Source organism: Xanthomonas hortorum (assembly GCF_040279205.1).
Lineage (GTDB): Bacteria > Pseudomonadota > Gammaproteobacteria > Xanthomonadales > Xanthomonadaceae > Xanthomonas > Xanthomonas hortorum_F.
The window spans coordinates 1-24,439 of record NZ_JBEOLS010000053.1; the positions used below are offsets into that span (position 1 = coordinate 1).

The 24,439-nt window shown below is 63.4% G+C and carries 18 protein-coding genes and 1 riboswitch; of the genes, 11 read left to right on the forward strand and 7 right to left on the reverse strand.

Annotated elements, in window-relative coordinates; all coding sequences use genetic code 11:
* Nucleotides 1–92: 92 nt before the first annotated feature.
* From ABS769_RS17450 to ABS769_RS17460, 3 genes are all read right to left on the reverse strand, one after another.
* The gene (locus tag ABS769_RS17450) at nt 93–1,472 is read right to left on the reverse strand and encodes a ligand-binding sensor domain-containing protein (RefSeq protein ID WP_350498215.1); all 1,380 of its coding nucleotides are present in this window, start codon (nt 1,470–1,472) and stop codon (nt 93–95) included.
* The gene (locus ABS769_RS17455) at nt 1,469–5,026 is read right to left on the reverse strand and encodes a sensor histidine kinase (protein ID WP_317062398.1); all 3,558 of its coding nucleotides are present in this window, start codon (nt 5,024–5,026) and stop codon (nt 1,469–1,471) included. Before ABS769_RS17455 ends, ABS769_RS17450 begins: the two co-directional genes overlap by 4 nt.
* A gap of 85 nt (nt 5,027–5,111) precedes the next feature.
* Nucleotides 5,112–8,681 (reverse strand): hybrid sensor histidine kinase/response regulator, encoded by a 3,570-nt coding sequence (locus tag ABS769_RS17460; RefSeq protein ID WP_350498216.1) that lies wholly within the window; start codon nt 8,679–8,681, stop codon nt 5,112–5,114.
* Nucleotides 8,682–8,776: 95 nt separating this feature from the next.
* Here ABS769_RS17460 and ABS769_RS17465 point away from each other — a divergent pair, with 95 nt between their 5' ends.
* From ABS769_RS17465 to ABS769_RS17485, 5 genes are all read left to right on the forward strand, one after another.
* Nucleotides 8,777–9,433, forward strand: a complete 657-nt coding sequence (locus tag ABS769_RS17465) for a YceI family protein (protein ID WP_317062394.1) — start codon at nt 8,777–8,779, stop codon at nt 9,431–9,433.
* A gap of 2 nt (nt 9,434–9,435) precedes the next feature.
* Nucleotides 9,436–9,999, forward strand: coding sequence for a cytochrome b (locus tag ABS769_RS17470; protein ID WP_317062393.1), 564 nt, complete (start codon nt 9,436–9,438; stop codon nt 9,997–9,999).
* 10 nt (nt 10,000–10,009) lie between these two features.
* Nucleotides 10,010–10,579 carry a YceI family protein gene (locus ABS769_RS17475; RefSeq protein WP_023904684.1) on the forward strand — a complete coding sequence of 190 codons (570 nt, stop codon included), beginning with the start codon at nt 10,010–10,012 and terminating at the stop codon, nt 10,577–10,579.
* A 132-nt stretch (nt 10,580–10,711) separates the two neighbouring features.
* The gene (locus tag ABS769_RS17480) at nt 10,712–10,891 is read left to right on the forward strand and encodes a cold-shock protein (protein ID WP_317062392.1); all 180 of its coding nucleotides are present in this window, start codon (nt 10,712–10,714) and stop codon (nt 10,889–10,891) included.
* Between the two features lie 174 nt (nt 10,892–11,065).
* Nucleotides 11,066–11,362: an excalibur calcium-binding domain-containing protein gene (locus ABS769_RS17485; RefSeq protein WP_350498217.1), complete on the forward strand. Its 297-nt coding sequence runs from the start codon at nt 11,066–11,068 to the stop codon at nt 11,360–11,362.
* A 687-nt stretch (nt 11,363–12,049) separates the two neighbouring features.
* On the opposite strand, the gene ABS769_RS17490 is transcribed toward ABS769_RS17485, so the two are convergent.
* Nucleotides 12,050–12,283 (reverse strand): glutaredoxin family protein, encoded by a 234-nt coding sequence (locus ABS769_RS17490; protein WP_317062390.1) that lies wholly within the window; start codon nt 12,281–12,283, stop codon nt 12,050–12,052.
* A gap of 87 nt (nt 12,284–12,370) precedes the next feature.
* On the opposite strand from ABS769_RS17490, the gene ABS769_RS17495 reads away from it, so the two are divergent.
* Both ABS769_RS17495 and ABS769_RS17500 read left to right on the forward strand, forming a co-directional pair.
* The gene (locus ABS769_RS17495; RefSeq protein WP_317062389.1) at nt 12,371–13,753 is read left to right on the forward strand and encodes an L-serine ammonia-lyase; all 1,383 of its coding nucleotides are present in this window, start codon (nt 12,371–12,373) and stop codon (nt 13,751–13,753) included.
* Nucleotides 13,754–14,023: 270 nt separating this feature from the next.
* Nucleotides 14,024–15,019, forward strand: a complete 996-nt coding sequence (locus tag ABS769_RS17500) for an alpha/beta fold hydrolase (RefSeq protein WP_317062388.1) — start codon at nt 14,024–14,026, stop codon at nt 15,017–15,019.
* Nucleotides 15,020–15,226: 207 nt separating this feature from the next.
* On the opposite strand, the gene ABS769_RS17505 is transcribed toward ABS769_RS17500, so the two are convergent.
* Genes ABS769_RS17505 through metX form a run of 3 tightly spaced genes read right to left on the reverse strand, consistent with a single transcriptional unit; the run spans nt 15,227 to nt 18,557 of the window.
* The gene (locus ABS769_RS17505; RefSeq protein WP_317062385.1) at nt 15,227–16,315 is read right to left on the reverse strand and encodes a homoserine dehydrogenase; all 1,089 of its coding nucleotides are present in this window, start codon (nt 16,313–16,315) and stop codon (nt 15,227–15,229) included.
* A complete protein-coding gene (locus tag ABS769_RS17510; protein ID WP_317062382.1) occupies nt 16,312–17,529 on the reverse strand; it encodes an O-succinylhomoserine (thiol)-lyase in 1,218 nt (405 codons plus the stop codon). The genes ABS769_RS17505 and ABS769_RS17510 overlap by 4 nt, the downstream gene beginning before the upstream one ends.
* Entirely contained in the window at nt 17,526–18,557 is a 1,032-nt protein-coding gene (metX, locus tag ABS769_RS17515; protein ID WP_317062381.1) for a homoserine O-succinyltransferase MetX, read from the reverse strand. Before metX ends, ABS769_RS17510 begins: the two co-directional genes overlap by 4 nt.
* Before the next feature lie 71 nt (nt 18,558–18,628).
* A riboswitch (SAM riboswitch) is annotated at nt 18,629–18,749 on the reverse strand.
* Nucleotides 18,750–18,878: 129 nt separating this feature from the next.
* On the opposite strand from metX, the gene ABS769_RS17520 reads away from it, so the two are divergent.
* The 4 genes from ABS769_RS17520 to ABS769_RS17535 all read left to right on the forward strand — a co-directional run bounded on the left by ABS769_RS17520 (nt 18,879) and on the right by ABS769_RS17535 (nt 24,282).
* On the forward strand, nt 18,879–19,790 hold the full coding sequence (locus tag ABS769_RS17520) for a M23 family metallopeptidase (RefSeq protein ID WP_317062380.1): 912 nt from the start codon (nt 18,879–18,881) through the stop codon (nt 19,788–19,790).
* A gap of 135 nt (nt 19,791–19,925) precedes the next feature.
* Nucleotides 19,926–21,530, forward strand: coding sequence for a peptide chain release factor 3 (locus ABS769_RS17525; protein ID WP_074057972.1), 1,605 nt, complete (start codon nt 19,926–19,928; stop codon nt 21,528–21,530).
* A 75-nt stretch (nt 21,531–21,605) separates the two neighbouring features.
* Complete coding sequence (gene trhA, locus ABS769_RS17530; RefSeq protein WP_317062379.1) at nt 21,606–22,250, forward strand: PAQR family membrane homeostasis protein TrhA; 645 nt, start codon at nt 21,606–21,608, stop codon at nt 22,248–22,250.
* 67 nt (nt 22,251–22,317) lie between these two features.
* Nucleotides 22,318–24,282 carry an AsmA family protein gene (locus ABS769_RS17535; RefSeq protein ID WP_430544178.1) on the forward strand — a complete coding sequence of 655 codons (1,965 nt, stop codon included), beginning with the start codon at nt 22,318–22,320 and terminating at the stop codon, nt 24,280–24,282.
* Nucleotides 24,283–24,439 lie beyond the last annotated feature (157 nt).

A 24,439-nucleotide genomic window follows, 5' to 3' on the forward strand; every position in this document is an offset into this window, starting at 1 on the left:
GCAGGTTGGTCATGCTGACATTGCCGCGCTGCGCCGGCAGGCAGTGTTCGATCAGAGAAAATTGTGCTGGCGTGATCTCCATGCACGATAGTTTAATCGCTCGGGCCATTAGTGTTAACAGGCCCTAGTGAATTAGGAAGACCTATCCATAAGTAACCATCTTTACTTTCGATCAAGGACGTTGGCCAGCGGAACTTATAGATTGGTTGCATATGGCGTTCCAGCCGACCACTAACAGGATCTAATCGCTCCAATGCGCCACGCGTCCCAGCAATCCAGAATCCACCGGATGCAGAAGATGATGCGGCCTTTATGAACGGATTTATCATCGATTTAGGGTCATCCGCGTGATACGAAAGAACCGCGAAAGCGTCCCAGTTAGGTGGTAAATGCCATAAACCACCATTGAGACTAGCGAACCAGAGTCCGCCTTCGCGATCTTCGTATGCGCTGGCCCAGCTCGGCTTGACTAGTCCACGGACGGACAGGCTGTAAATCGGCACATTATGAATGCTCTTTCCATTGGAGATACCTAAGCCAGACATAGTATCCAACCAATAGCGTCCCGCACGATCTTGCAACAGCATGCCTATAACCTGATTTTTACCTTTACTTTCCTGCCAAGGCTGCGCTTTAAAATTCCCATTGGAGTCCAGCCGGTATAGATGGTTATTGCCGTCGGTGACCCATAAATTCCCGCTAGAATCTAGCCGCATTCCATTTGAAGATTGAATATCACCCGGCAACAGCACTCGTTTAAAATTACTTCCTGTCCAGCGTGCAACACCTGAGTTGCCGCCGACCCACAACGCTCCGTCTGGTGTAACACGCAATGCGGTGACGCTGTTCCCAGGCAAGCTATGATCATCTTCCTCTACAAACTTAAAGTTCTCAATTGTTCCATCTGGCCGCAACCGATAAAGCCCGTGCTTCGATGTGCCGAACCAAGTATCATGATCGGGGGTATGCGCAATCGCCCATACAGAGCTACGTGCAAACTCAGGAAAACGCGAATCCTCCAGCGGCTTGAATGCCCGCTTCTTGGCGTCTAGTAACCCTGCGCCACCATTTTCGAAACCAACCCATACCCCGTCGTTTGAATCTACGCTAACAGCCCAGACAAAGTTATCAGTAAGCCCTTCCTCCATTCGCCAGATGCGGTAACTACGCCCATCGAATCTGGCTAGACCATCGGCACTTGCCAGCCACAGGTAACCGTATTTGTCTTCGGCAAAATCATTGATCGTATTGGAAGGCAGGCCGTCGGCCACAGTGAGCTGGACAGGCACCGGAGTGATTGGCACATCCGCGAAGGCGAGCGCAGGCAAGACCGCGATCAGCAGCCAAAAACACAGTCCAGCGAAAATCCGTCGGAAATTGGGAAGAAGACGTTGGCGCAACATGAACATTTCACTGCAGTTTTCCGCATAGTGCGGGCCGCGCCACACACGGGCAAGCCTGCTGCGGTTCACATCGGTACTCCTAGTGCTGCGCCATCGTCCGATCGCGCGCGCGATCTCTGCGCTTTACGCACCGCCGCAATCGCCTCGACCAACATATCGGCGGTGACCGGCTTGCGCAGGAATCCATCGAAATCTGCTGCTTGCGCCTGGCGCTCCGCATCGCCGTCGGCACGCGCGGTGACCGCGAGCAGTGGGAACCCATGCCCGAGCCGGCGCAGTTGCGATGCCAGCGCAAATCCATCCAGGCCGGGGAGATCCAGATCCAGCAGCGCGATGTCGAAGCAGCCATCGACCGCCTCCGACAGCGCCGCCAACCCGTGCGCGGCATGCACCACCCGATGGCCACGGCCCATCAGCAGGCCGGAGATCACCTCGGCCACGGTCGGGTCGTCTTCCACCAGCAAGATGCGCAACGACTCACCGGCCACCGCGCCCAGCTCGCCAGAAGCGATGCGCACGCCGGAGCGATCGATCGGCAACGGCAGGTCCACGCTGAACTGGGTGCCGACGCCAAGCCTGCTGCGCACGCTGATCGTGCCCTTCATCGCCACGGTGAGCTCCTGGCAGATCGCCAGCCCAAGGCCGCTGCCGCCGTAGCGAGCGCTGGTGCGCGCGCCATCGGCTTGTTCGAATCGCTGAAACAAGCGCTTCTGCTGCTCCGGGCCGATGCCTGGCCCGGAATCGCGCACCTTGAAGCGCAGCACCTCGCCATGCTGACTGACCGTGAGAGAGACCTCGCCGCGTTCGGAAAACTTGATCGCGTTGCCGAGCAGATTGATCAGGATCTGGCGTACCCGCGTCGCGTCGCCCAGCACCACCAACTGCGCAGGCAGTTGATTGCGATAGTGAAAACGCAATCCGCGCGCTTCGCTGATCGGATGCATGAAATCGGCCAGTTCCTGGGTCAGTTGCGCCGGGTCGAACGGCTGCTGCACCAGCTCCAGTTTGCCGGCTTCGATACGCGCCAGATCCAGTGCATCGTTGACCAACCGCAGCAGATGCGCACCGGCCTTGCGGATCGCGTCGACGTGACTGCGCTGCTTGGCATCCAGTGGCGTGGCCAGTAGCAGTTCGCTCATGCCGAGCACACCGGTCATCGGCGTGCGTACTTCATGTCCCAGGTTGGCAAGAAAGTTCGATTTGGCCACCGAGGCCTGCTCGGCAAGCTGTTGGCGTTGTTGTGCCAGCACCCATTCCTGCTGGCGTCGCACCCGGCGCCGCCAGGCCCACACACCCAGGCATGACAGCAGCACACACAGCAACGCGGCCACCAGCTGCGCCGGTGTGCTCAGCCACCACGGCGGGCGCACTTCCAGCTGCAACGTCGGCGCAGCGACCCAGTCGCCCTCGCCGGCACGCGCCTGCACTTCGATGCGGTAGTCGCCGGGCGGCAAGCGCGAAATCACGCGTTCGCCGCCGGCGCCCTGCTCCACCCAACGTTCGTCGTAGCCGTCGATGCGGTAACGATAATGCGCAGAGGCCGGATCGACGAACGACAGCAATCGCGCACTGATACGCAGATCGCGGTCGCGCGCCTGCAGCACCATCGGCACCTTGTGAGAGACCGGCTGCGAGCGCTCGGCATCGTTACGGCGCACCTGCACCGATTCGATCACCAGCCGTGCCGACGGCGCGGCGGAAAACGGCCGCGATGGGTCGAACAGCACGATGCCGCTGGTGGTCAGCGCCAACACTTGTCCCGTGGGGCCGGTGACCGGTGGACGCATCGAGAATTCGCTGTCGGGCAGGCCATCGCGTTGGCCGAACATGCGCACCTGGGCCTGGCCGCGCTTGTAGGCGAACAGGCCTCGCGAGGTAGTCGCCCACACCGTGTCTTTGCCGCCCAAGGCCAGACCGCGTATTTCGGTGGACGGCAGACCGTGCTCGCGCCCGACCCGCTCAAGCAGGCGCGCCTGTTGGCCATCCCAGTGATAGCGCTCCAGCGCACCCGGGCGCCCCACCCAGAATTCGCGCGGCGATACGAAAGCCAGCGCATAGACTTCGCGGCTAGCGTCGCCGATCACCTTGCGAAAGCGCTCACCCTGCCAAACCCATAGCCCGTCACCGGCCGCAACCCACGCCGAGCCATCGGGACGTATCACCAGTTGCTGCACCATGCCACCCACCTCGCCGAGGTCGGTACCGAAGTGGAACGTTGCCAGTAGCCGTCCGTCTGCCGCACGCCGCTGCACGCCGGCTTCCACAATCGACAGCCAGAACTCGCCGTCGATACCTGGCGCCATCAATTCCACCCTATGGGTGTCGGACGTGCCGATCTCCATCGCGAGCTTGCGTTTCTCGCCGGTTTTCAGGGTATAGCGGGTGACACCCTCCCGCAGCGCAACCCACAGACTGCCGTCGCCGGTCGGCAGCACCGACTGCACGGTACCGCCGCCCAACACATCGCTTTGCAACACGGGCACAACGTTGCCCTGATCGCCGACCCGATAAACCCCCTCGCCGGTGGTCACCAGAAAACTATCGCCATCGGCGGCGGCATTCACCAGGTAAAGGCCCTCCAGCGGCTTGCCCTGCGTCTCGAAAATCGTGGAAAAGCGCCGCCAGTCCGGCGGCAGGTACGCCACGCCCTGCGAAATCATCCCAAGCCACAACCCGCCCTGGCGGTCCTGCATGACATCGAGCACACCGCTATGGGCGGTGAGAAAGCCACTACCATGATCGCCTTCCATCACTCGCAGCGCAGTTTCGCCGGGCGCTACTCGAAAAAAACCATCGGCCGCGCCCACCCAGTAGCCACCATGCACATCGTGCACCACCGTGCCGGCACGTATGTCGGTAGATCCGTCCCAGGGCGCGGGTTCCAGCACGCCGGCGGGTGTTACCCGGTACAAACCCTTGCTACTGCCCACCCACAGCGTGCCGTCGGGATCCTTACTTAGTTTGAACACCGTTGCGCTCAGGCGGTCCGGCGCGATGCGCACGAAACGCTCGCCATCGCGCAGCACCAGACCGCTGGCGGTGCCAATCCACAATCGGCCGCGCACGTCGGTCACCATGCTCATGATGGTGTCGCTAGGCAGTGCATCCGGCACATCAGGCGCTGCGCGGAATACCGTCACCCGGCCATTTTCTTCGCGTCGACACAGGCCGCCGCCACTGCTCCCAACCCAGATCGCGCCCTGCGCCTGCGCAATCGACCAGACCTGCCCGGCACAGGCTTCGGCGACGTCAGGAAATGTCGTAAAGGCCTCACGTTCTGTGTTGAGCATACTGAGCGGCGAGCCATTGATGCCCAGCCAGACCCGGTCGCGATTGTCGATAAACAGCGCTTCGACCTCGTTGCCGGGAATTGAGTTTGCGGTGTGCGGATCATGCCGCCACACCTGCAGGCCGATGCCGTCGTAGCGCGCCAGACCGTCGCTGGTGGCCGCCCAGATATAACCCTGCCGGTCCTGCGCCAAGGCCAGCACCATGCGCGAAGGCAGGCCTTCGACCGGCCCGAACCGGCGCATGCGCGGGGTCTCGATCTGGTTCACCGCCAACGCATCCACACCGATCAGCAGCAACAAGACCGCAAGCAACGACAGCAGCACCTTCTTCATCTTCATCCTTGTCCCCATCGCCACCTGCACGCTTGCGCGCGCTCCTTGGCGGGACTGCACTGTACCTGCTTCGCTGCGGCCGCCCCTAGTCGGCAACCGGGTCTTCCTGTGCGTCGCTGGCGTCAGCAAGCGCGCGCGCCAGTACCTGCGCGAGCAAGTCGCCGGTGACCGGCTTGCGCAAGAATCCATTGCATCCGGCCGCCATTGCCTGCGGTTCTGCATCGGCGTCGGCGCGTGCGGTCACCGCAACGATCGGAAAACACACGCCGCGCGCGCGCAATTGCGCTACCAGTGCCGCGCCGTCGATGCCGGGCAGGTCCAGGTCGCATAGCCCCGCATCGAAGCTGCGCGTGCTCACCTCGGCCAGTGCCGCAAGACCATGCAATACATGCGTGACCTGATGCCCGCGCGTCTGCAGCAGGCCGACAATCACCTGCGCCACGGTGGGGTCGTCTTCGACCAGCAGCAGCTGCAGCGGCGCCTGATCGTGAAGCGGCGTTGTGCGTGCCACATTCGGCGTCACTGCGGGTAACGCAGCCACCCAGCGCAACGGTAGCTCGACCACGAAACACGCGCCCTGCCCCAGTTCGCTGCTGACCGTCACTTCACCGCCCATGGCCGCTGCCAATTCGCGGCAGATCGCCAGCCCCAGGCCACTGCCGCCATGCCGCGCAAGCGTGAGCGCGCCTTCGGCCTGCTCGAAGCGCTGGAACAGGCGCCCGCGCTGTTCTGCACTCATGCCGGGGCCGGTATCGCGCACCTCCATCCGGATGCCTTGCTTGTGGCCTTGCGGCAGCACTGAGACACGCAAACTCACACTGCCGCGCTCAGTGAACTTGACCGCGTTGAACAACAGATTGAGCAGGATCTGCTGCACCCGGCTGGCATCGCCGTGCAGTGCCGGCGGCAGCGCATCCTCCAGCTCGCACTCGAAGACCAACTGCTTCTGCTCGGCAGTCGGGCGCACCAGCTCGGCCACTTGCCTGATCAGCTGGCGCAAATCGAAATCGCGGTAATCCAGTGGCAGCTTGCCGGCCTCGATCCGCGCCAGATCCAACGCATCGTTGACCAGCCGCAGCAGATGCTTGCCCGCCGACTGGATCGCGCTGGCATAGCCCTGCTGACGTCCATCCAACGGTGTCTGCAGCAGTAGCTCGCTCATCCCCAGCACACCGGTCATCGGCGTACGCACCTCGTGCCCCAGCGTCGCAAGAAACCGCGTCTTGGCCTGCGACGCCTGCTCGGCAAGCTCGCGTTTGTGCTGCGCAAGTTGCCATTGCGCACGCATGCGCACACGCCGGCGGTAGGCGGCGGCAAGCAATGCGCTCAGCAGTAATCCAAGCAGGCAGATCAGCGCGATACCGACGTCGCTGCGCCACCAGGGTGGATTGACCGTAAATCGCAGGGTGCGCACTGGCGAGCGATTACCCAAGGGGTCTACACCCTGCAGCGCGAGCTCGTAGTTGCCGGCAGGCAAACTGGCAAATTCGCGGATCCCCGCGTTGCCCGAGGTCTGCCACTCCGTATCGAAGCCTTTCAAGAAACTGCGATAACGATTGGAAAGCGGATCGCTATACGACAGCAGACGACTGACGATCTGCAGCTGCCGGTCCCCGGGACCCAGCTGAAACGGGCGATCCATCGGCAACGCGATGCGTGCACCATTACGCAACACGCTGAGATGTTCCAACTGCAATGCGGGCACAAACGGTGCGATATCGGGCATTGCGGTATCCAGCAACACGGTGGAGCCATCGCTGGTCGCCCCGATCAAGGTGTCGCCCGCCATCAGCAGGCAATGCTGGACGAATTCCTGACTGGTCAACCCATCGCGCGTGCCGATATTGCGCAGCCGTGCCGGCGTCACCGAGGGATCGATCCGCCAGAGCCCACGCAAGCTGGAAATCCAGACCCTGCCATGCGGGTCGATCTGCATTGCAGAGGCGTCGAATCCGGCCAGCCCGTCGGCTTCGCCCACGTGGCGCACACGCGTCCAGCCTGTTGCGGTTTTTTTCCATTGTTCCGCACCGGTGGCCCGGTATACCCACACCGTCTCCGGCGATTGGCTGGCAAACGCCTGGATCGGGGTTCCTTCGAGGCCTGCAACCGGCACAAAGCGGCGAGAGGTGTCGTCCCAGGCAAACATGCCGCCCTCGCCCGCAGCCCAGACACGCCCGTCGGGGCCTTGTTCAAGCTGCTGTACAGCGATGTCGCTGAGGCCATGCAGGTCTTGCTGAGTGATGCGCTGCAAGACGCGGCCGCTACGTAAATCGCGCTGCTGCACCATGTCGAGGAATGCCATCCACACCGTGTCGCCCTGCTCGATGATCCAATCCGGCGCCGACAGCGCGGATGCCGGTTCGGGACCATCGGACGGCCAGTGGATGAACTCACCAGTGCGCAGATCCATCCGCGAGAGACCAAAGCTCAAATTGCCCAGCCAGACACGCTGCAGACGATCCTCCAACGCCGACACCAGCTCCATGCCCTTGAGATGCGGCGACTGCAATCCTGTCTGAAACGTGTCGCCCGTGCTCGGATCAACGCGCAACAAGCGACCGTCTGTATCCACCTGCCACAAACCACCAGACCGTGTGGCGGGTGCCAGATTGCAATAAATGGCATCGCCGGTCGGCGCGGCGGGCTTGAGCACGGCACTGCGCTTCCAATACGCCGGCAAATACCCCAGGCCAGTACCATGCATCGGAACCCAAAGCCCCCCATCGGCCGCTCCCAGCAGACCGACCACATTACGGCGCGACAACGGACCCTCGCCGCTGAAGGCAGGGACCGGTGGACGCTCGCCACGCGTCCGCCATAGACCGCGTCCGCTCCCTAGCCAGAATTCGCCGTCCTGAGCAGCCACTGCGCCCCAGAACTCGTTGCCGCTACCGAACATCGTTCCCCAGGGAAGCGGCTGCCATTGATCGTTGGACCCCATGACATGCAATCCAGACTCGCTGCCCAGCCACAGACGGTCGCCGGTCCATTGCAGACCGAAAATGGCCGACTGCCGGTTCGGCTCGTCCGGGACATATTCGCGACGCAGATGTTTCCCGTCGTAATAAGCCAGTCCATTACTGGTTGCGATCCACAGCCGCTGCCGGTTGTCCGCCGCAAGATTCATGACCATGGCCTGGTCAAGATCGCCATCGACCGCACCCAGATCCACCGACGACATCGTCCCACCAGCATCGATGCGGACCAGCGCGCCGGACGTGGTCCCGGCCCAGATATCGCCGTCGAACGCAGCGATGCTGTAGATCTCGCCGTCCTTCAGCAAAGGATAGTCCGCAGTGCGATAGTGGCGAAACTGGCGTCGTCCGGCATCCATGACGCTCAGCGTCTTGCCGCAGCCGATCCATATCCTGTCCAGCGCATCGATATGCAGCGCCTGGACCGCATTGCAGGGCAACGACGCAGAGTCGTTCGGATCGTGTCTCCAGGTCCTGAATCCCGCGCCGTCGTAACGCACCAGGCCATCCAGGGTGCCAAGCCACAGATAACCCGCACGATCCTGGTGGATCGCAACCACCATGGTCGATGGAAGTCCATCGCTGGGCCCTACAATGCGGAAACGGGGAATCTCGGGAATCTTCGCCGCACATGGCAAAGCGCCAAGCAGCAAGACAAGCACAACGATGAGCGCACGCATGTGGGCATCCTTTCCACGTCCAGCCCGCATGCTCGCAACGGATCGTTGCGAGCGCAAGCCAAGCGGAGCGCAGCGGGAATGCCTAGAATCCGCCCATGACAATCCTAGCCCGCCTGTTGCTGCTTCCCGCCCTGGTCGCGACCAGCCTTGCCGCAACCGCCGCGCCGGTGCGTTACGCGCTGGATCCGGTGCACACGCGGGTGCTGTTCGCAGTCGAACATGCCGGGTTTTCCAAGGCGTTGGGCACCGTTTCCGGAAGTAGCGGCACGCTGGTGTTCGACCCGGACGACTGGGCCTCGGCAAAGCTGGACGTCACCGTGCCGCTGCACCGCGCCGACCTGGGCGATGCCAAGTGGAATGAGGCCACGCTGGCGCGCAACCTGCTCGACGCCGAGCGGTTTCCCGACGCGCATTTCGTCTCCACGCAGGTGGTCGCAAGCGGCGAAAACCACGCCAAGGTCACTGGAAATCTGACCCTGCATGGGGTCACCCGCCCGGTCACCCTGGATGTCACCCTCAACGCACTCAAACGTCATCCGCTGCCGCCGTTCCGGCGCACTGCCGGTTTCTCGGCCACCGCCACGCTGAGCCGTGCCGAGTTCGGAATCGACGCGTGGAAGTCGATGATCGGCGACTCGGTGGAACTGCGCATCGAAGCCGAAGCCGTGCGCGAAGGCCGTGCCGAAGACGACGCACCACAACCGCATGACGCACCCGCCGCCCCTGACGCTGCCACCAGCCCGGAATCCTGAGCATGAGCCTGAAGAACATCGAACGTTGGGGCGGTGTCAGCCAGACCCTGCATTGGCTGATCGCACTGCTGATTCTGGCGTTGGGCGTGGTTGGCCTGATCATGGGCGACCTGCCCAAGACCCCGAAATATTTCTGGGTCTACACCGCGCACAAGTCGGTGGGTCTGACCGTGCTGGCGCTGGTGATCGTGCGGCTGGGCTGGCGCATCTATGCAGGCGCGCCGCCGCCGGTAAGCGGTACGCCGCGCTGGCAGGAACGCATTGCCGGGCTCACCCACTGGGTGCTGTACGCCATGATCTTCGCCATGCCGTTGTCGGGCTGGCTGTACGACTCCACCAGCGGCCTGCGCCCGTTCCGTTGGTTCGGCTTGTTTGCCGTTCCCAAGCTCAGCCCGCCGGACGAACAACTGCGCGCCATTGCGCATTTCATCCACGAGTGGGGCTTCTGGTTGTTGATTGCGGTGGTGCTGGCGCATGCCGGCGCTGCGCTCTATCACCACCTGTTCCAGCGTGACGCCACCTTGGTGCGGATGTTGCCGCGCGGTTGGCTCTCTTCCAAACCCTAAAGGATCCCCCATGTCGTCCAGGTTATTCGCCTCTCCCCTGCTGGTCGCCGCCTCATTGGTGGCCACGTTCGCTGCCGCCCCGGTGCTCGCTGCCGACTACGTCCAGGCGCCCGGTTCGTCGCTGGTGTTTGCCAGCAAGTACGACGGCGAAGTCTTCACCGGCAAGTTCCCCGGTTTCGACACCACGCTGAGTTTCGATCCGGCCAATCTCGCCGGTGCCAAGCTCGACGTGCGCATTCCGCTGGCAGGTGCCGTCAGCGGCAATGGCGACCGTGATTCGACTCTGCAGGGGCCGGACTTCTTCAACGTGGCCAAGTTCGCCACCGCGCGCTACCGCGCCGACAAGTTCCGCGCACTCGGCGGCAACCAGTACGCCGCCGACGGCACGCTGGAATTGCGCGGCATCAGCAAGCCGGTCACGCTGACCTTCACCTGGACCCCCGGCGCGCAGCCGGTGCTGGCCGGCAAGGCGGTGGTGAAGCGCCTGGACTTCGGCGTGGGCGGCGGCGACTGGGCCGACACCAAGACCATCCCCAACGAAACCGCGATCAGCACCAAGGTCGTGTTCAAGGCGAAGTAACGCCACCGGCCGCAACCGGACGCGGCCACTAAACGGCGGACTACCTCGTCGGGTCCGCCGTTTTTTTGTGTCTGACGATTGGATGACACCGCGCGACAGCTAGACTCGGCACTCGCCCAAAGGACGCCGACGATGCGCACACACGGAACGTTGACCCGCTGGAACCCCGATCGCGGCTTCGGCTTCATTACCCCTGCTCAGCCGGGCGATGAGGTGTTCGTGCATATTTCCGCGTTTCCCAAAGGCCCGGATGCGCCGCGTATCGGCGAGCTGATTTCCTTCGAGATCGAACCAGGCAAGGATGGGCGATAGCAAGCGGTGCGCGTGATGCGCGCCGGAGCGCGTGCACTCGAGCGCAGCCCACGCCGGCAGCATGCAGCAGCGCGATCAACATCGGCTCATGGCCCCGTCGGGCTTGGCAAAGTCATGTTGCTCTTGCTGGTGGCAGGCGCTGGCGGCTATGCGTATGTCAATCGGGACACGCTGATGCCAGAGCCTGCGCTCACTGAAACTCCGTCAGCGTCAGCGGCACGAACACCGGCAGGCAGGACGCTGCCAGACCGCGCCTTGGCTCAGAGTTCGCCTGCGGTAACGGCACCTGCATCGGCAAGCAGAACGTCCGCTACACCCGCTCCCACACCGCACTACAGCTGTGGCGGACGCACGCATTGCTCGCAGATGACCTCCTGCGACGATGCCACTTACGTGTTGCAGCATTGCCCAAATACCGAAATGGACGGCGACCACGATGGCGTGCCCTGCGAGCAGCAATGGTGCCGTTGAATCAATGCAGCTGACATTTTGAAGGGGTATCCGACAAAATGAGTTTGTTAGCCGGATCTTGTTGGATGCAGTCAAATGTCCAGGTCAAACGCTGAGTCGGTCGAGGGCTCGGTGCCCTTGCCGCTCGCGGGACACGCCGTGAACCCGTCCCTGGGGGCTCGGTGGCGGCATCCATGCCGCCACACGGTCCCGCAATCGGCAAGGGCACCGCACCAGAGAGTTTCTGGCTGCTTTACTCAAAGCCATGCACACCGACCATCTCGACTGGTCCTTGCCCGCCCACCGTCGCGGGACCTTACGCGGCATGGATGCCGCGTAAGAGCTTACAAGGACGTACTTGCAGCGTGTCCCGCGATGATGGGCGGGCAAGGGCCCTGCAGCCAACTCGCAGCGTCGAGGGCGCGGTGCCCTCACCAGAAAGTTCGCAGGCTGCTTTGTTAAAAACCATGCGTACCGACCATCTCGACTGGTCCTTGCCCGCCCACCGTCGCGGGACCTTACGCGGCATGGATGCCGCGTAAGAGCCTACATGGACGTACTTGCAGCGTGTCCCGCGATGGTGGGCGGGCAAGGGCCCTGCAGCAAACCCGCAGCAGCTCTGCAGCTCTGCAATAGACCAACGTGAAGTCGTTTTAGTAGTCGCTCCAGGTGCACAACCTGGCGCGTATCGGGCGCGCACGCGCCACATCAGCGCGTGCCGGCATTCAACCATTCCCGCAAACGCCGGCTATCGAACGGCCACCCCAACTCGCGCCCAACCGCATCTCGCAATACCGGCACGCGCTCGCCGTAAGCAGACTCAAGCGCCGCGTCGCCATCGATAAACACGCTGCTGAATTCGCCCGCGCGCGTCTGCGCCAGAACCTCCACGGCCTGGTCGCACAGGTGGCACTCGTCGCGTTGGTACAGGATCAAAGCCATCGCAAAGCTCTCAATGCTGCGCTGCAGACGTGCCGCAATCGCCGAAAGACTAGAATAGCCGCCTTTACGCTCACCTCTCCGGCAAGCATGGCTGTCAGCACGTTCGACCTGTTCAAGATCGGCATCGGTCCGAGTTCCTCCCACACCGTGGGGCCGATGCGCGCGGCCGAACGCTTTGTGCATCGCTGGCTGCTCGACGCCGGACGCCTGCAGGACGTGGTGCGCATCCGCGCCGAGGTCTTCGGCTCGCTGGCCCTGACCGGCCGCGGCCATGGCACCGATAAGGCCGTGCTGCTCGGCCTGGAAGGTAACCGCCCCAACCTGATCGACCCGGACATCATCCCCGCCACGCTCGAGCGCATCCGCGCCAGCAAGCGCATCAATTTGATGGGCCAGCACACCATCGCCTTCGACGAAAAACGCGACCTGCCGATGAACAAACGGCAGAAGCTCCCGTACCACACCAATGGCATGCGTTTCACCGCCTACGACGCCAATGACGCCGTGATCGCCACCCGCGATTACTACTCGGTCGGTGGCGGTTTTGTGGTCAACCAGGACGATGCCGCCGACGACCGCATCGTCGCCGACGAGACGCCACTGCCCTACCCGTTCCTCAGTGGCGACGAACTGCTGGCGCAATGCGCACGCAGCGGTCTGAGCATCGCCGCGCTGATGTTCGAAAACGAAAAGAGCTGGCGCAGCGAAGACGAAATTCGCGCCGGCCTGCGCGAACTGTGGGTGGCAATGCAGTCATGCGTGGAACGCGGGATTCGCCAGGAAGGCACGCTACCGGGTGGCCTGAACGTCTCGCGTCGCGCACCGGCGCTGTATCGCGAACTGTCGTCCAAGCCGGAAGCGGCGATGCGCGATCCGTTGACCACGCTGGACTGGGTCAATCTGTACGCGCTCGCGGTCAACGAAGAAAACGCTGCTGGCGGCCGCGTCGTTACCGCACCCACCAACGGTGCGGCTGGCATCATTCCCTCGGTGCTGCATTACTTCGATCGCTTCTGCCCCGGCGCATCCGAGCAGCGCATCTTCGACTTCCTGCTCACTGCTGCGGCCATCGGCATTCTCTACAAGGAAAACGCCTCCATTTCCGGCGCCGAAGTCGGTTGCCAGGGCGAAGTGGGCGTGGCCTGCTCGATGGCCGCTGGCGGCCTGGTCGCCGCGCTCGGCGGCAACCCGGGGCAGATCGAAAACGCTGCAGAAATCGGCATGGAACACAACCTCGGCCTGACCTGCGATCCGATCGGCGGCCTGGTGCAGATCCCGTGCATCGAACGTAATGCGATGGGCGCGGTGAAAGCGATCAATGCCAGCCGCATGGCCATGCGCGGCGACGGCAAGCACAAGGTATCGCTGGACAAGGTCATCAAGACCATGCGCGACACCGGCCGCGACATGCAGGACAAGTACAAGGAAACCAGCCGCGGCGGCCTGGCGGTGAACGTCATCGAATGCTGAGCGGTGGCAAGTCTCGCTCAGCTGCATTGGCAGGCAACTGCACGCGATCGTGAAGGCGTGCCTGAGTACGATGAGGCGTTGGCTGCCATGCCTTATCGTCTGCAATAAGAGATTTGTGGCCACCCCGCGCGCCTGGTGCATCGCACCGAAAATCAGACCCAGCGAACTGATCCGACACAGCAGGCGTTCCCGCACGCGGGTTGCCGTGTTGAACGCGATCACCACATGCACGTGTGTACCGTCGAAGGCTGAATTCCGACGGAGATCGCGATGCGACAGCTTGTCTGCACTCTCACCCTGGCCCTGGCCTGCGGCCCATTGATGGCGCAGGAAACCAGCTATGGCCCGCGCCTGGAAGGCTTCGACTACCCGTATCCGGTCAAGACCTTCGCGTTCACTTCGCAACAGCAGCCGCTGGAAATGGCGTACCTGGATGTCGCACCCACCGGCAAGCCCAACGGACGCACCGCCGTGCTGCTGCATGGCAAGAACTTCTGCGCTGCCACCTGGGAGCAGACCATTGCCGCGTTGAGCACCGCCGGCTACCGCGTCATCGCGCCGGACCAGGTGGGTTTTTGCAAATCCAGCAAACCGGCGGCCTATCAGTTTTCCTTCGCACAACTGGCCGACAACACGCAGGCGCTGCTGAAAAAATTGGGCATCGAACGTGCCGTGGTGGTCGGTCATTCGATGGGCGGCATGCTCGCCATCCGCTATGCGCTGATGTATCCGCAGGCCACCGAGCATCTGGCATTGGTCGACCCGATCGGCCTGGAAGACTGGAAGGCCGAAGGCATTCCGTGGCGTAGCGTCGATGCCTGGTACGACAACGAACTGAAGATCAGTTTCGAGCGCATCAAGAAGTACCAGATGGAGGTCTACTACGCCGGCCAATGGAAGCCCGAGTTCGAACGCTGGGCGCGCATGCAGGCCGGCATGTCGCTGGGCAACGGCAGGCAGGCCGTCGCCTGGAACCAGGCACTGACCTACGACATGGTCTTCAACCAACCGGTGGTCTACGAACTGCCCAAGCTCGCCGTGCCGACCACACTGTTCATCGGCCTCAAGGACCGCACCGCAATCGGCAAGGACACCGCGCCGCCGGAGGCCAAGGCACGCGTCGGCGACTACACCAAGCTGGGCAAGCGTGCGGCCGAGGCGATTCCGGATGCGAAGCTGATCGAGTTCGCCGACCTCGGACATTCCCCGCAGGTGCAGGACCCGAAGCGCTTCAATGCTGCGTTGTTGAAGGCGATTGCGCAGTAAGCGGTGGACCGGCGGCACGGTGTTGCCTGACATACGCTGATCTGAAAGCCGCAGCTCGCTGACATGCGAGCTGCGGATGGATGCGCGTCAGATGCGTATCTGATGCCGCGTCTCTCAGCACACGATTGCCAGGCAGTTGGCGTGCTGCAACCTGATCAAGCCAGAGCCTTGGCCTGCGCGATGCTTCAAACAACGACGATCACTCGATCAACCCGCCACAATCCGCAGCACATCATCCAGCAACGCCGCCGCAGTCACTTCCGCACCCGCGCCCGGGCCCTGGATCAACAACGGCTGCTCGCGATAGCGATCGCTGCTGATCGCAACGCGGTTATCGGTGCCGGCACCACCGGCAAGCGGATGATCCAGCGCCAACTCGCGCAGGCCGACGCTGGCGCCATGCGCATCCACACGACCCACGAAACGTAGGCAACGCCCCGCAGCACGCGCCTGCTGCCAACGCGCGCCCACGACCTCGTCCAGCGCGCCCAGCTGCGCATCCAAGGCGTCAAGCGGCAGCCGCGCAATGCTTGCGGGCACCAGCGATTCCACATGTACCTGCTCGGCTTCCAGCTGCCAGCCCGCCGCACGCGCCAGGATCAGCAATTTCCGCCGCACGTCCTCACCTGACAGATCGATGCGCGGATCCGGCTCGGTGTAACCGGCCGCCATCGCCTCGCGCACGCAATCGGAAAACGCGCCGCTGCCGTCATAGCGATCAAACAGCCACGCCAACGATCCGGACAATACGCCTTCGATCGAATGGATATGGTCGCCGCCCGCCACCAGCGCGCGCACGCTGCTGAGCACGGGCAGCCCCGCCCCCACCGTCGCGCTATCACCATAATGCGCACCACTGGCGTGACGCGCCGCGTGCAGCGCCTGCGCACGCGACAACGCGGTGCCCTGGCCCAACTTGTTGGCGGTGACCACATGCACACCACGCAACAGCCATTCCACATGCCAATCGGCCACCACGTCGCTGGCAGTGGCATCCACCAGCACATCGCCGGCACGCAGCGCAGTGGTCTCGGCCCACGGCTGCAACACAGCCTGGCCGCGCGGCGCTGAATTGGCCTGCCGCAATGCCTGTTCCGCACTGGTGCCGCAGTCGTGGGCAATGCGCGAATTGGCCAGCCAATCGAAGCGCGGCAAGCGCAATTGACGTTCCTGCAGCGCGGTGTAGCGCGTCACGAACGCGCGCCCCACCGTGCCGGTACCCAGCAAGGCAAGACGTGGCGTCGGTGTCACTGCGACCGCCGAAGCGCCACGCGAAGCAGGTAGCACACTGCTCACGCGTCGACCTGTTTGCGGCTTGCGGTAGTCAACGTCGCTTCGGCACGCGCCAGGCCGGCGCGCAGATCGATCAGCAGGTCTTCAGCCGATTCGATCCCGATCGACAACCGCAACAGCCCATCGGAAATCCCGGCCGCAGCACGTGCTTCGGCCGTCATGGCCGCATGCGTCATTGAGGCCGGATGCGCGATCAGGCTTTCCACACCGCCCAACGACTCGGCCAGGGTGAAGTAACGCAGGCCATCGACAAACGCGCGCACTGCCGCTTCGCCACCTTCCAGCTCGAAGCTCATCATCGCGCCGAAGCCCTTCTGCTGACGCGCGGCCAGCGCGTGCCCCGGATGCGACGCCAGGCCCGGGAAATACACCTGATTGACCGCCGCATGCCCGTCCAACAGCTCGGCGATCGCGTCGGCGTTTTCCTGATGCACGCGCAGTCGCGCATCCAGCGTGCGCAAACCGCGCAGGGTGAGGAAGGCATCGAACGGCGAACCGGTCAGGCCCAGCGCATTAGCCCACCACACCAGTTGCTGATGCAGCTCTGCATCGCGCGCAACGACAGCACCACCCACCACATCGCTATGGCCGTTGATGTACTTGGTGGTGGAATGCAGCACCAGATCCGCACCGAATTCCAGCGGCTTTTGCAGTGCCGGCGACAGGAACGTGTTGTCCACCACCGTCAACGCGCCGACCTTCTTTGCGGCCTCGATCACGAAGCGCAGGTCGGTGATGCGCAGCAATGGATTGGATGGGGTTTCGATCAGCACCAGCTTGGGAGAGTGCGCCAATGCATCGGCCAGCGAACGCGGGTCGGTGAGGTCGGCGGTGATCAGCGCGAAGTGGCCTTTTTTGGCCAGCGCATTGAACAGGCGCCAGCTGCCGCCGTAGGCATCGTGCGGCACCACCAGCGTATCGCCCGGCTGCAGCAGCGCATTGAGCACCAGATTGATCGCGCCCATGCCGGTGGAGGTGATCACCCCGCCGGCGCCGCCTTCCAGTTCGGCCAGCGCTTCGCCGAGCAGATCGCGGGTGGGATTGCCGCTGCGCGTGTAGTCGTACTGGCGCTTGTTGCCAAAACCATCGAAGGAGAAGTTCGACGACAACACGATCGGCGGCGTTACCGCGCCATAGGCAGTGTCGCGATCGATACCGGCGCGGACAGCGGCAGTGGCAGCGGTACAAGGGGCGTCGGTGGGGTCACGAAAGCTCATGCGGTTTCTCCGGTGATGCGAAGGGCAGTGGTGAGGATCGCGTCGATGCGATCGATTTCTTTCAGGAAGGCGTCATGGCCATACGGCGAGCGCAGCACGCGCAGACTGCCGCGCTGACCTAAGCCTTCGACTAGCGTGACCAGGTCGGCCAGCGGCACCAGGCGATCGCCCTCCACCGCAACAACGACGGTGGGCACGCGCACTTGCGCGGGGTCGATGCGATGCAGGTCGATGGATTCGGACAACCGCAAATACGCGTTTACCGGCGTGCGCGCCACGTATTGCGCGCCGGCAGCATCCAGATAGTCTTCGGCCGCCACACGCACGCGGCCGTTGATCACTTCCGGCGGCGCGTCGAAGCGTTCGCTGAATTCTTCCGGCGTGCGGTAGCTGAGCATGGCGAACTGCCGTGCCAGCGCCAGCCCATGATGTTCCGCGCATTGCAGCTGGCCCAGCGCTACCGCGCGGCGCTGCAGTGCGCGCCACGCTGCGGCATACGGATGCGCGCGATGCGCACCGCTCACTGCCACCAACGTGCCGACACGGGCGGCATGGCGGGTGGCGAGTTGCAGACCGACCAGGGCGCCATACGAATAACCGACAAAACCATGCAGGCGCGCGATGCCCAGCGCATCCAGCAGCGCGGCAATCGCATCGGCCTGGTCTGCGGTATCGATCGGCGCATCCAGCGTGCCGTCGGCGCCAAGAAAATCGAATGCCAACAGCCGGCGCGATGCCGGATCCAGCGCGCGGCCCGTACCAACCAGGCCATCCACCCAGCCTTTCTCGGGAAACAGCGCACTGGCGGCCAGATGGCGATGCGCAGAAATTCCGCCCGCCACGAACACCACCGGCGCATTGGCCGCGCCAACCAGCTCATAGCGCAGCCGCAGCTCGCGCATGCCGGCATGCCGCATCGGCAGCGCGATGACAAGATCGCCGCGCACGGCAATCAAACCGTCATCGGTGGCGGCGGGCGTATAGGTGTAGTCGGTAGTAGAGGGCGATGCTGTATTCACGAGGCTCATGGCGATATCCGGGGTGGATCGGCCATCGAGCTTCGCGGGAGCTCGCGTTCGACGTGCACAAGGCACAAATCGAACCATCTTTCGGCGGACGCGCAGGTCCCCGCAGGATTTGGCACCAAACGCGGGCGCTTGCGCGCTCCGCTGGCTGCCCCGGCATCAAAGGGCCTGTCCCTCCGCCGGTCTCGATGGTGAGGCTACGATGCCACCGCCTTTTTGCGATGTCAATCTCTTCATGCGGATGGAAAGATATATTTTCATCCGATACCACTGCCCCCTGTGATGGGCCGCATACTTGAGGTCTTTCCCGTTCGAGCCGATCGCGTGCCCCACCCGGTGTCTCGCACCGCCCTGCGCGTCCTTGCATCGGTCTTGATGACCCTGCTGCTGGCCTGCGCTGCACCTGCCAGCGCCCAGCAGCGCTGGCACTGGCCCGGCGCTGGAGCGGCAACCGGGCCTGGAACTTCAGCAACGCCGCCTGTACCTGACGCCGGCGACACAGGCCCATTGCTGCAGCTCGAATGGCAGGCGCCGGCCTATCTGACCTGGGTCAGCAACCCGCTGGCCGGACCTGCGCAGGTGCGACTGAGCGCACCGCCCAGCGAGGATTACCGCGCCGTGCCGCAATTACCGTTGACGGTAGAACTGGCCGCGCACGAACGCCGCCTGCTCACCCGGCTGTATCCGGCCAGCAATCAGCGCGCCCTGGGCGGGCTTGGACTCAAGCTCGACGTCGTGCCCGGCGACCCACAGGCACGCCCGCAGCCCGTGCGCTACCAATTACCGTTCCGCGATGTGCCGGTGCAGGTAGACCAGGGCTTCGGTGGGCACTTCAGCCACACCGATGCGCCCAACTGGTATGCGGTGGACTTCGCGCTGCCGCACGGCACGCCGGTGCTGGCAGCGCGCGAGGGAGTGATCATGCAGGTGCAGCGCGACAGCAGCGAAGACGGCGCACATGGCCCGGCGGCCGGCGGCGGCAACCTGGTGCGGGTGCTGCATGCCGACGGCAGCATGGCGGTGTACGCGCACCTGGCACCCGATGGCGTGGCAGTGCGCGCCGGCCAGGTGGTGGCTGCCGGCGAGCGGCTGGGCAGCTCGGGCAACACCGGTTTCAGCACCGCCCCGCACCTGCATTTCGCGCTTCAGCGCAATGCCGGGATGCAGTTGATCTCGCTGCCGTTCCGGATGATGGGCTCGCAAGGCGAGCTGCAGTTTCCATCGCCAGCGCCCTGACCCGCAGGCGCCAGGATGGTGGCGTCGCCAGAGCCGACTGGCTCGACCCGGTCATGAAAGGCGTGCCGGAGCGAAGCCGCTATAATCACCGGCCTCCTCAGTTTCCGCAGGCGTCCGACCGGGCGCGCTCAGCCCATGTCCGACGTCTCCAACGAAGCCGCGCGCCGCCGCACCTTCGCCATCATTTCCCACCCCGATGCGGGCAAGACCACGCTGACCGAAAAGCTGTTGCTGTTCGGCGGTGCGATCCAGATGGCCGGCTCGGTCAAGGGCCGCAAGGCCGCCCGCCATGCCACCTCGGACTGGATGGCGCTGGAAAAGGAGCGCGGCATCTCGGTCACCTCCTCGGTGATGCAGTTCCCGTACGAGGGCAAGGTGATCAACCTGCTCGACACCCCCGGCCACGCCGACTTCGGCGAGGACACCTATCGGGTGCTGACCGCGGTGGACTCGGCGCTGATGGTCATCGACGTGGCCAAGGGCGTGGAAGAACGCACCATCAAGTTGATGGAAGTCTGCCGGCTGCGCGACACGCCCATCATGACCTTCATCAACAAGCTCGATCGCGAGGGAAAAAACCCGATCGATCTGCTGGATGAAGTGGAAACCGTGCTCGGCATCCAGTGCGCGCCGGTGACCTGGCCGATCGGCATGGGCCAGCGCCTGAAGGGCGTGGTGCATCTGATCACCGGCGAGGTGCACCTGTACGAACAGGGCCGCAACTTCACCCGCCAGGATTCGACCATCTTTCCGTCGGTGGATGCGCCCGGCCTGGTCGAGAAGATCGGCACGCAGATGCTGGCCGAGCTACGCGACGAACTGGACCTGGTGCAAGGCGCCAGCAATCCATTCGATCTGCAGGCGTATCGCGCAGGCAAGCAGACCCCGGTGTTCTTCGGCTCGGGCGTCAACAACTTCGGCGTGCAACCGCTGCTGGATTTCTTCATCGAACACGCACCGCCGCCGCAGGCACGCGACACCACCGGCCGTCGCGTCGAGGCGACCGAAGCCAAGCTCAGCGGCTTCGTCTTCAAGATCCAGGCCAACATGGACCCGCAACATCGCGACCGCGTCGCCTTCATGCGCGTGTGCTCGGGCAAGTTCACTGCCGGCATGAAGACCCTGCACGTGCGCAGCGGCAAGGACGTCAAGTTGGCCAACGCGCTGACCTTTATGGCCTCCGATCGCGAGATCGCTGCAGAAGCCTGGCCGGGCGATGTCATCGGTATCCATAACCACGGCACCATCTCCATCGGCGACACCTTCACCGAGGGCGAATCGCTGTCGTTTACCGGCATCCCCAACTTCGCACCGGAGCTGTTCCGCCGCGCGCGCCTGCGCGACCCGCTCAAGCTCAAGCAGCTGCAAAAGGGTCTGGCGCAGCTGTCCGAAGAAGGCGCCACGCAGTTCTTCCGCCCGCTGATGAGCAACGATCTGATCCTCGGTGCGGTGGGCGTGCTGCAGTTCGACGTGGTTGCCTACCGGCTCAAGGACGAGTACGGCGTGGATGCGATCTTCGAGCCGGTGGGCGTCACCACCGCGCGCTGGGTGCATTGCGACAACCCGAAGAAGCTGGAAGAGTTCCGCGAGAAAAATGCCGGCAATCTGGGCATCGATGCGGCCGGCCAGCTGGTCTATCTGGCACCGACCCGGGTGAATCTGCAGCTGGCCCAGGAACGCGCACCGGACGTGCGCTTTTCCGCAACGCGCGAACATGCGCATGCCAAGGCGATCGATTGACCGCTGCTTGAATCGACGCATGAAAATGCAACTGCTGGCGATGCGAATTGCTCGCAGTTACGGTACATTTTTGACATGAACGCAGACGCCACCCCCTCGACCGACCTGCGCGACGAGATAGCCAGTGCCGTGACCCACGGACTTGGCGCAATTGCCGCATTGGCCGGCGGTTCGGTGCTGATCACGCTGGCCGCCATTTATGGCGACGGCTGGCAGCTGGCCACTTCCATCGTCTTCAGCGCCACCCTGGTGCTGCTCTACGTCGCCTCTACCTTGTTCCATGCCATCCCGCATCCGGGTGCAAAAGCACGGTTGCAGATACTGGATCACTGCGCGATCTATCTATTGATCGCCGGCACCTACACGCCGTTTACGCTGATCAATCTGCGCGACTCCTGGGGTTGGGGATTGTTCGCCGCCATCTGGACGATTGCCGCCGCCGGGGTGATCTTCAAACTGTTTTTCACCGGACGCTTTCGCTTGCTGTCCACGGTGCTGTATCTGGCGATGGGCTGGCTGATCCTGGTCGCGATCCAGCCCCTGTTACGCTCGGTCGATACCTGGTCGCTGTGCTGGCTACTGGCCGGCGGGCTCTTCTATACCTTGGGTACGTATTTCTATCAGCGCGACACCCAACGCTATTTCCATGCGATCTGGCATCTGTTCGTGCTTGCCGGCAGCGCTTGCCACTTTGTCGCGGTGATCGCGCAAGTGGTGTGATCTGCGCAGGTGCTGTGATGGACGATTGATGGCGCGTTCGCGCGCCGTGCACGAGGCATCGCCAACCATGGCCCGCGTGAACACTGTGACCAACACCTCTGCTACTCCTCCTCCCCGCACATCACGTCGTCGACGCTGGTTGATCGGGTTCGGCATCGTCGCCGTCCTCGTGGTGATCTTCGTGCTGCTGTTCGAGTGGAACTGGTTACGTGGCCCGATCGAGCGCGTGGTCAGCGCCAAGACCGGTCGCGAATTTCATCTGGGCTATCTGGATGTGAAACTGGGCCGCACCACCACCGTGCGTGGTAACCGGCTGAGCCTTGCCAATGCGCAGTGGTCCAAGCGCGGCCCGATGGCCGAACTGAATTCGGCCGAGATCGATGTCGAGTTGTGGCCATTGCTGCGCGGCAATGTGCGCTTGCCGGAAATTCGCCTGGATCACCCGAAAGTACTGCTGGAAGCGGGCGACGACACGCATCCGGGCAACTGGGTGTTCGATCAGGACGATGGCGACGGCACAATGCCGCGGCTTGGGCGCCTGCTGGTCAACAACGGGCGGCTGCAATATATCGATGCCGCCAACCGCTCGGATGTGGATGTGGCGATCAACAGTCTCGCACCGCCCAGCAGCGATCAGCGTGCAGCACCGATCGGCATCAACGGCAAAGGCCGCTGGAAGGGCTATCCCTTCACGCTCAAGGGCGACACCGCTTCGCCGCTGGAGCTGAGCCAGAGCGAGCATCCCTTTCGCATCGATCTACGCGGCAGCGCTGGCGCCACCCGTACGCACGTCCGCGGCACGCTGACGAACCCCTTCCAGTTTCAGGTCTTCGATCTGCAGATGGCGCTCAGCGGTCAGGACATGCAGGACCTGTATCCGCTGACCGGTGTCGCCATGCCGTCGACGCCGCCGTACAAACTCGACGGACATCTGCGCCGCAACGGCGAGATCTGGCGCTACGAAAAGTTCACCGGCACCGCTGGCGACAGCGATCTTGCCGGCACTGCCGAGGTGGACCTACGCAACAAGCGCCCGTTCCTGCGTGCGGATCTGGCGTCGAAACGCCTGGATTTCGATGATCTGGCCGGCTTCATCGGTGCGCCACCGAAAACCGGCACGAATGAATCGGCAAATGCCGAACAGAAAAAACAGGCTGCACAACTTGCCGCCAGTGCGCGTGTGTTGCCCAGCACGCCCTACGACTTGTCCAAACTGCGCGCGATGGATGCGCAGGTGCGTTGGCGCGCACAGCGCATCAACGCACCATCGTGGCCGCTGGACGACATGGATGCCTCGCTGACGTTGAAGGACGGCCTGTTGCAACTGGACCCGCTCAACTTCGGCGTTGCCGGCGGCGATATCCGCTCCACCATCCGCATGGATGCGCGCAACGAAGTGATCACCACGCAACTCAAGGCAGGCCTTCGCGAGATTCGGCTGGATCAGCTATTCCCCGACACCGCGCTCGCAAAACAAGCCTCGGGCGCCATCGGGGGCGAGTTTGATCTGCGTGGTCGCGGCAACTCGATCGCCGCGATGCTCGGCACCGCCGATGGCACGATCGGCGTTGGCATGGGCCGGGGTCATGTGGGCAATCTGATCATGGAGCTGGCCGGCCTGGACATTGCCGAGTCGCTCAAATATCTGTTCACCAAGGATCGTCAGATTCCGGTGCGCTGCATCTTCGGCGACTTCGGTGTGCAGGACGGCCTGATGCAATCGCGCGCCCTGGCCTTCGATAGCACCGACACCATCATCATTGGCGAAGGCAGCATCAGCCTCAAAGACGAAACGCTGGATCTGCTGCTTCGTCCGCGTCCGAAAGACCGCAGCATCCTGAGCCTGCGCTCGCCGCTGCGAATCGGCGGCACCTTCAAGGATCCCAGCTTCCGGCCGGACTTCAAAGCATTGGGACTACGTGGCGCGCTTGCCGTCGGCCTGGGCATGATCGCCCCGCCCGCAGCATTGCTCGCGACCTTCGAACCGGGCCCCGGCAAGGACAGCGACTGCGGCGGCAAGTTCGCAAAGTAGCCCAACTGCGCGACTTGAAGTGGCTAACAAAACAGCTTGATCGCTGTATCCAGTGCGGCAGAATATTCGCCGCACTAGCCTTCGCTGACGAGTGAAGTGATGTCGGGAATGGCAGCGACATTATTTGGATCAAACTGAGCTGAGCTGATCACACCGC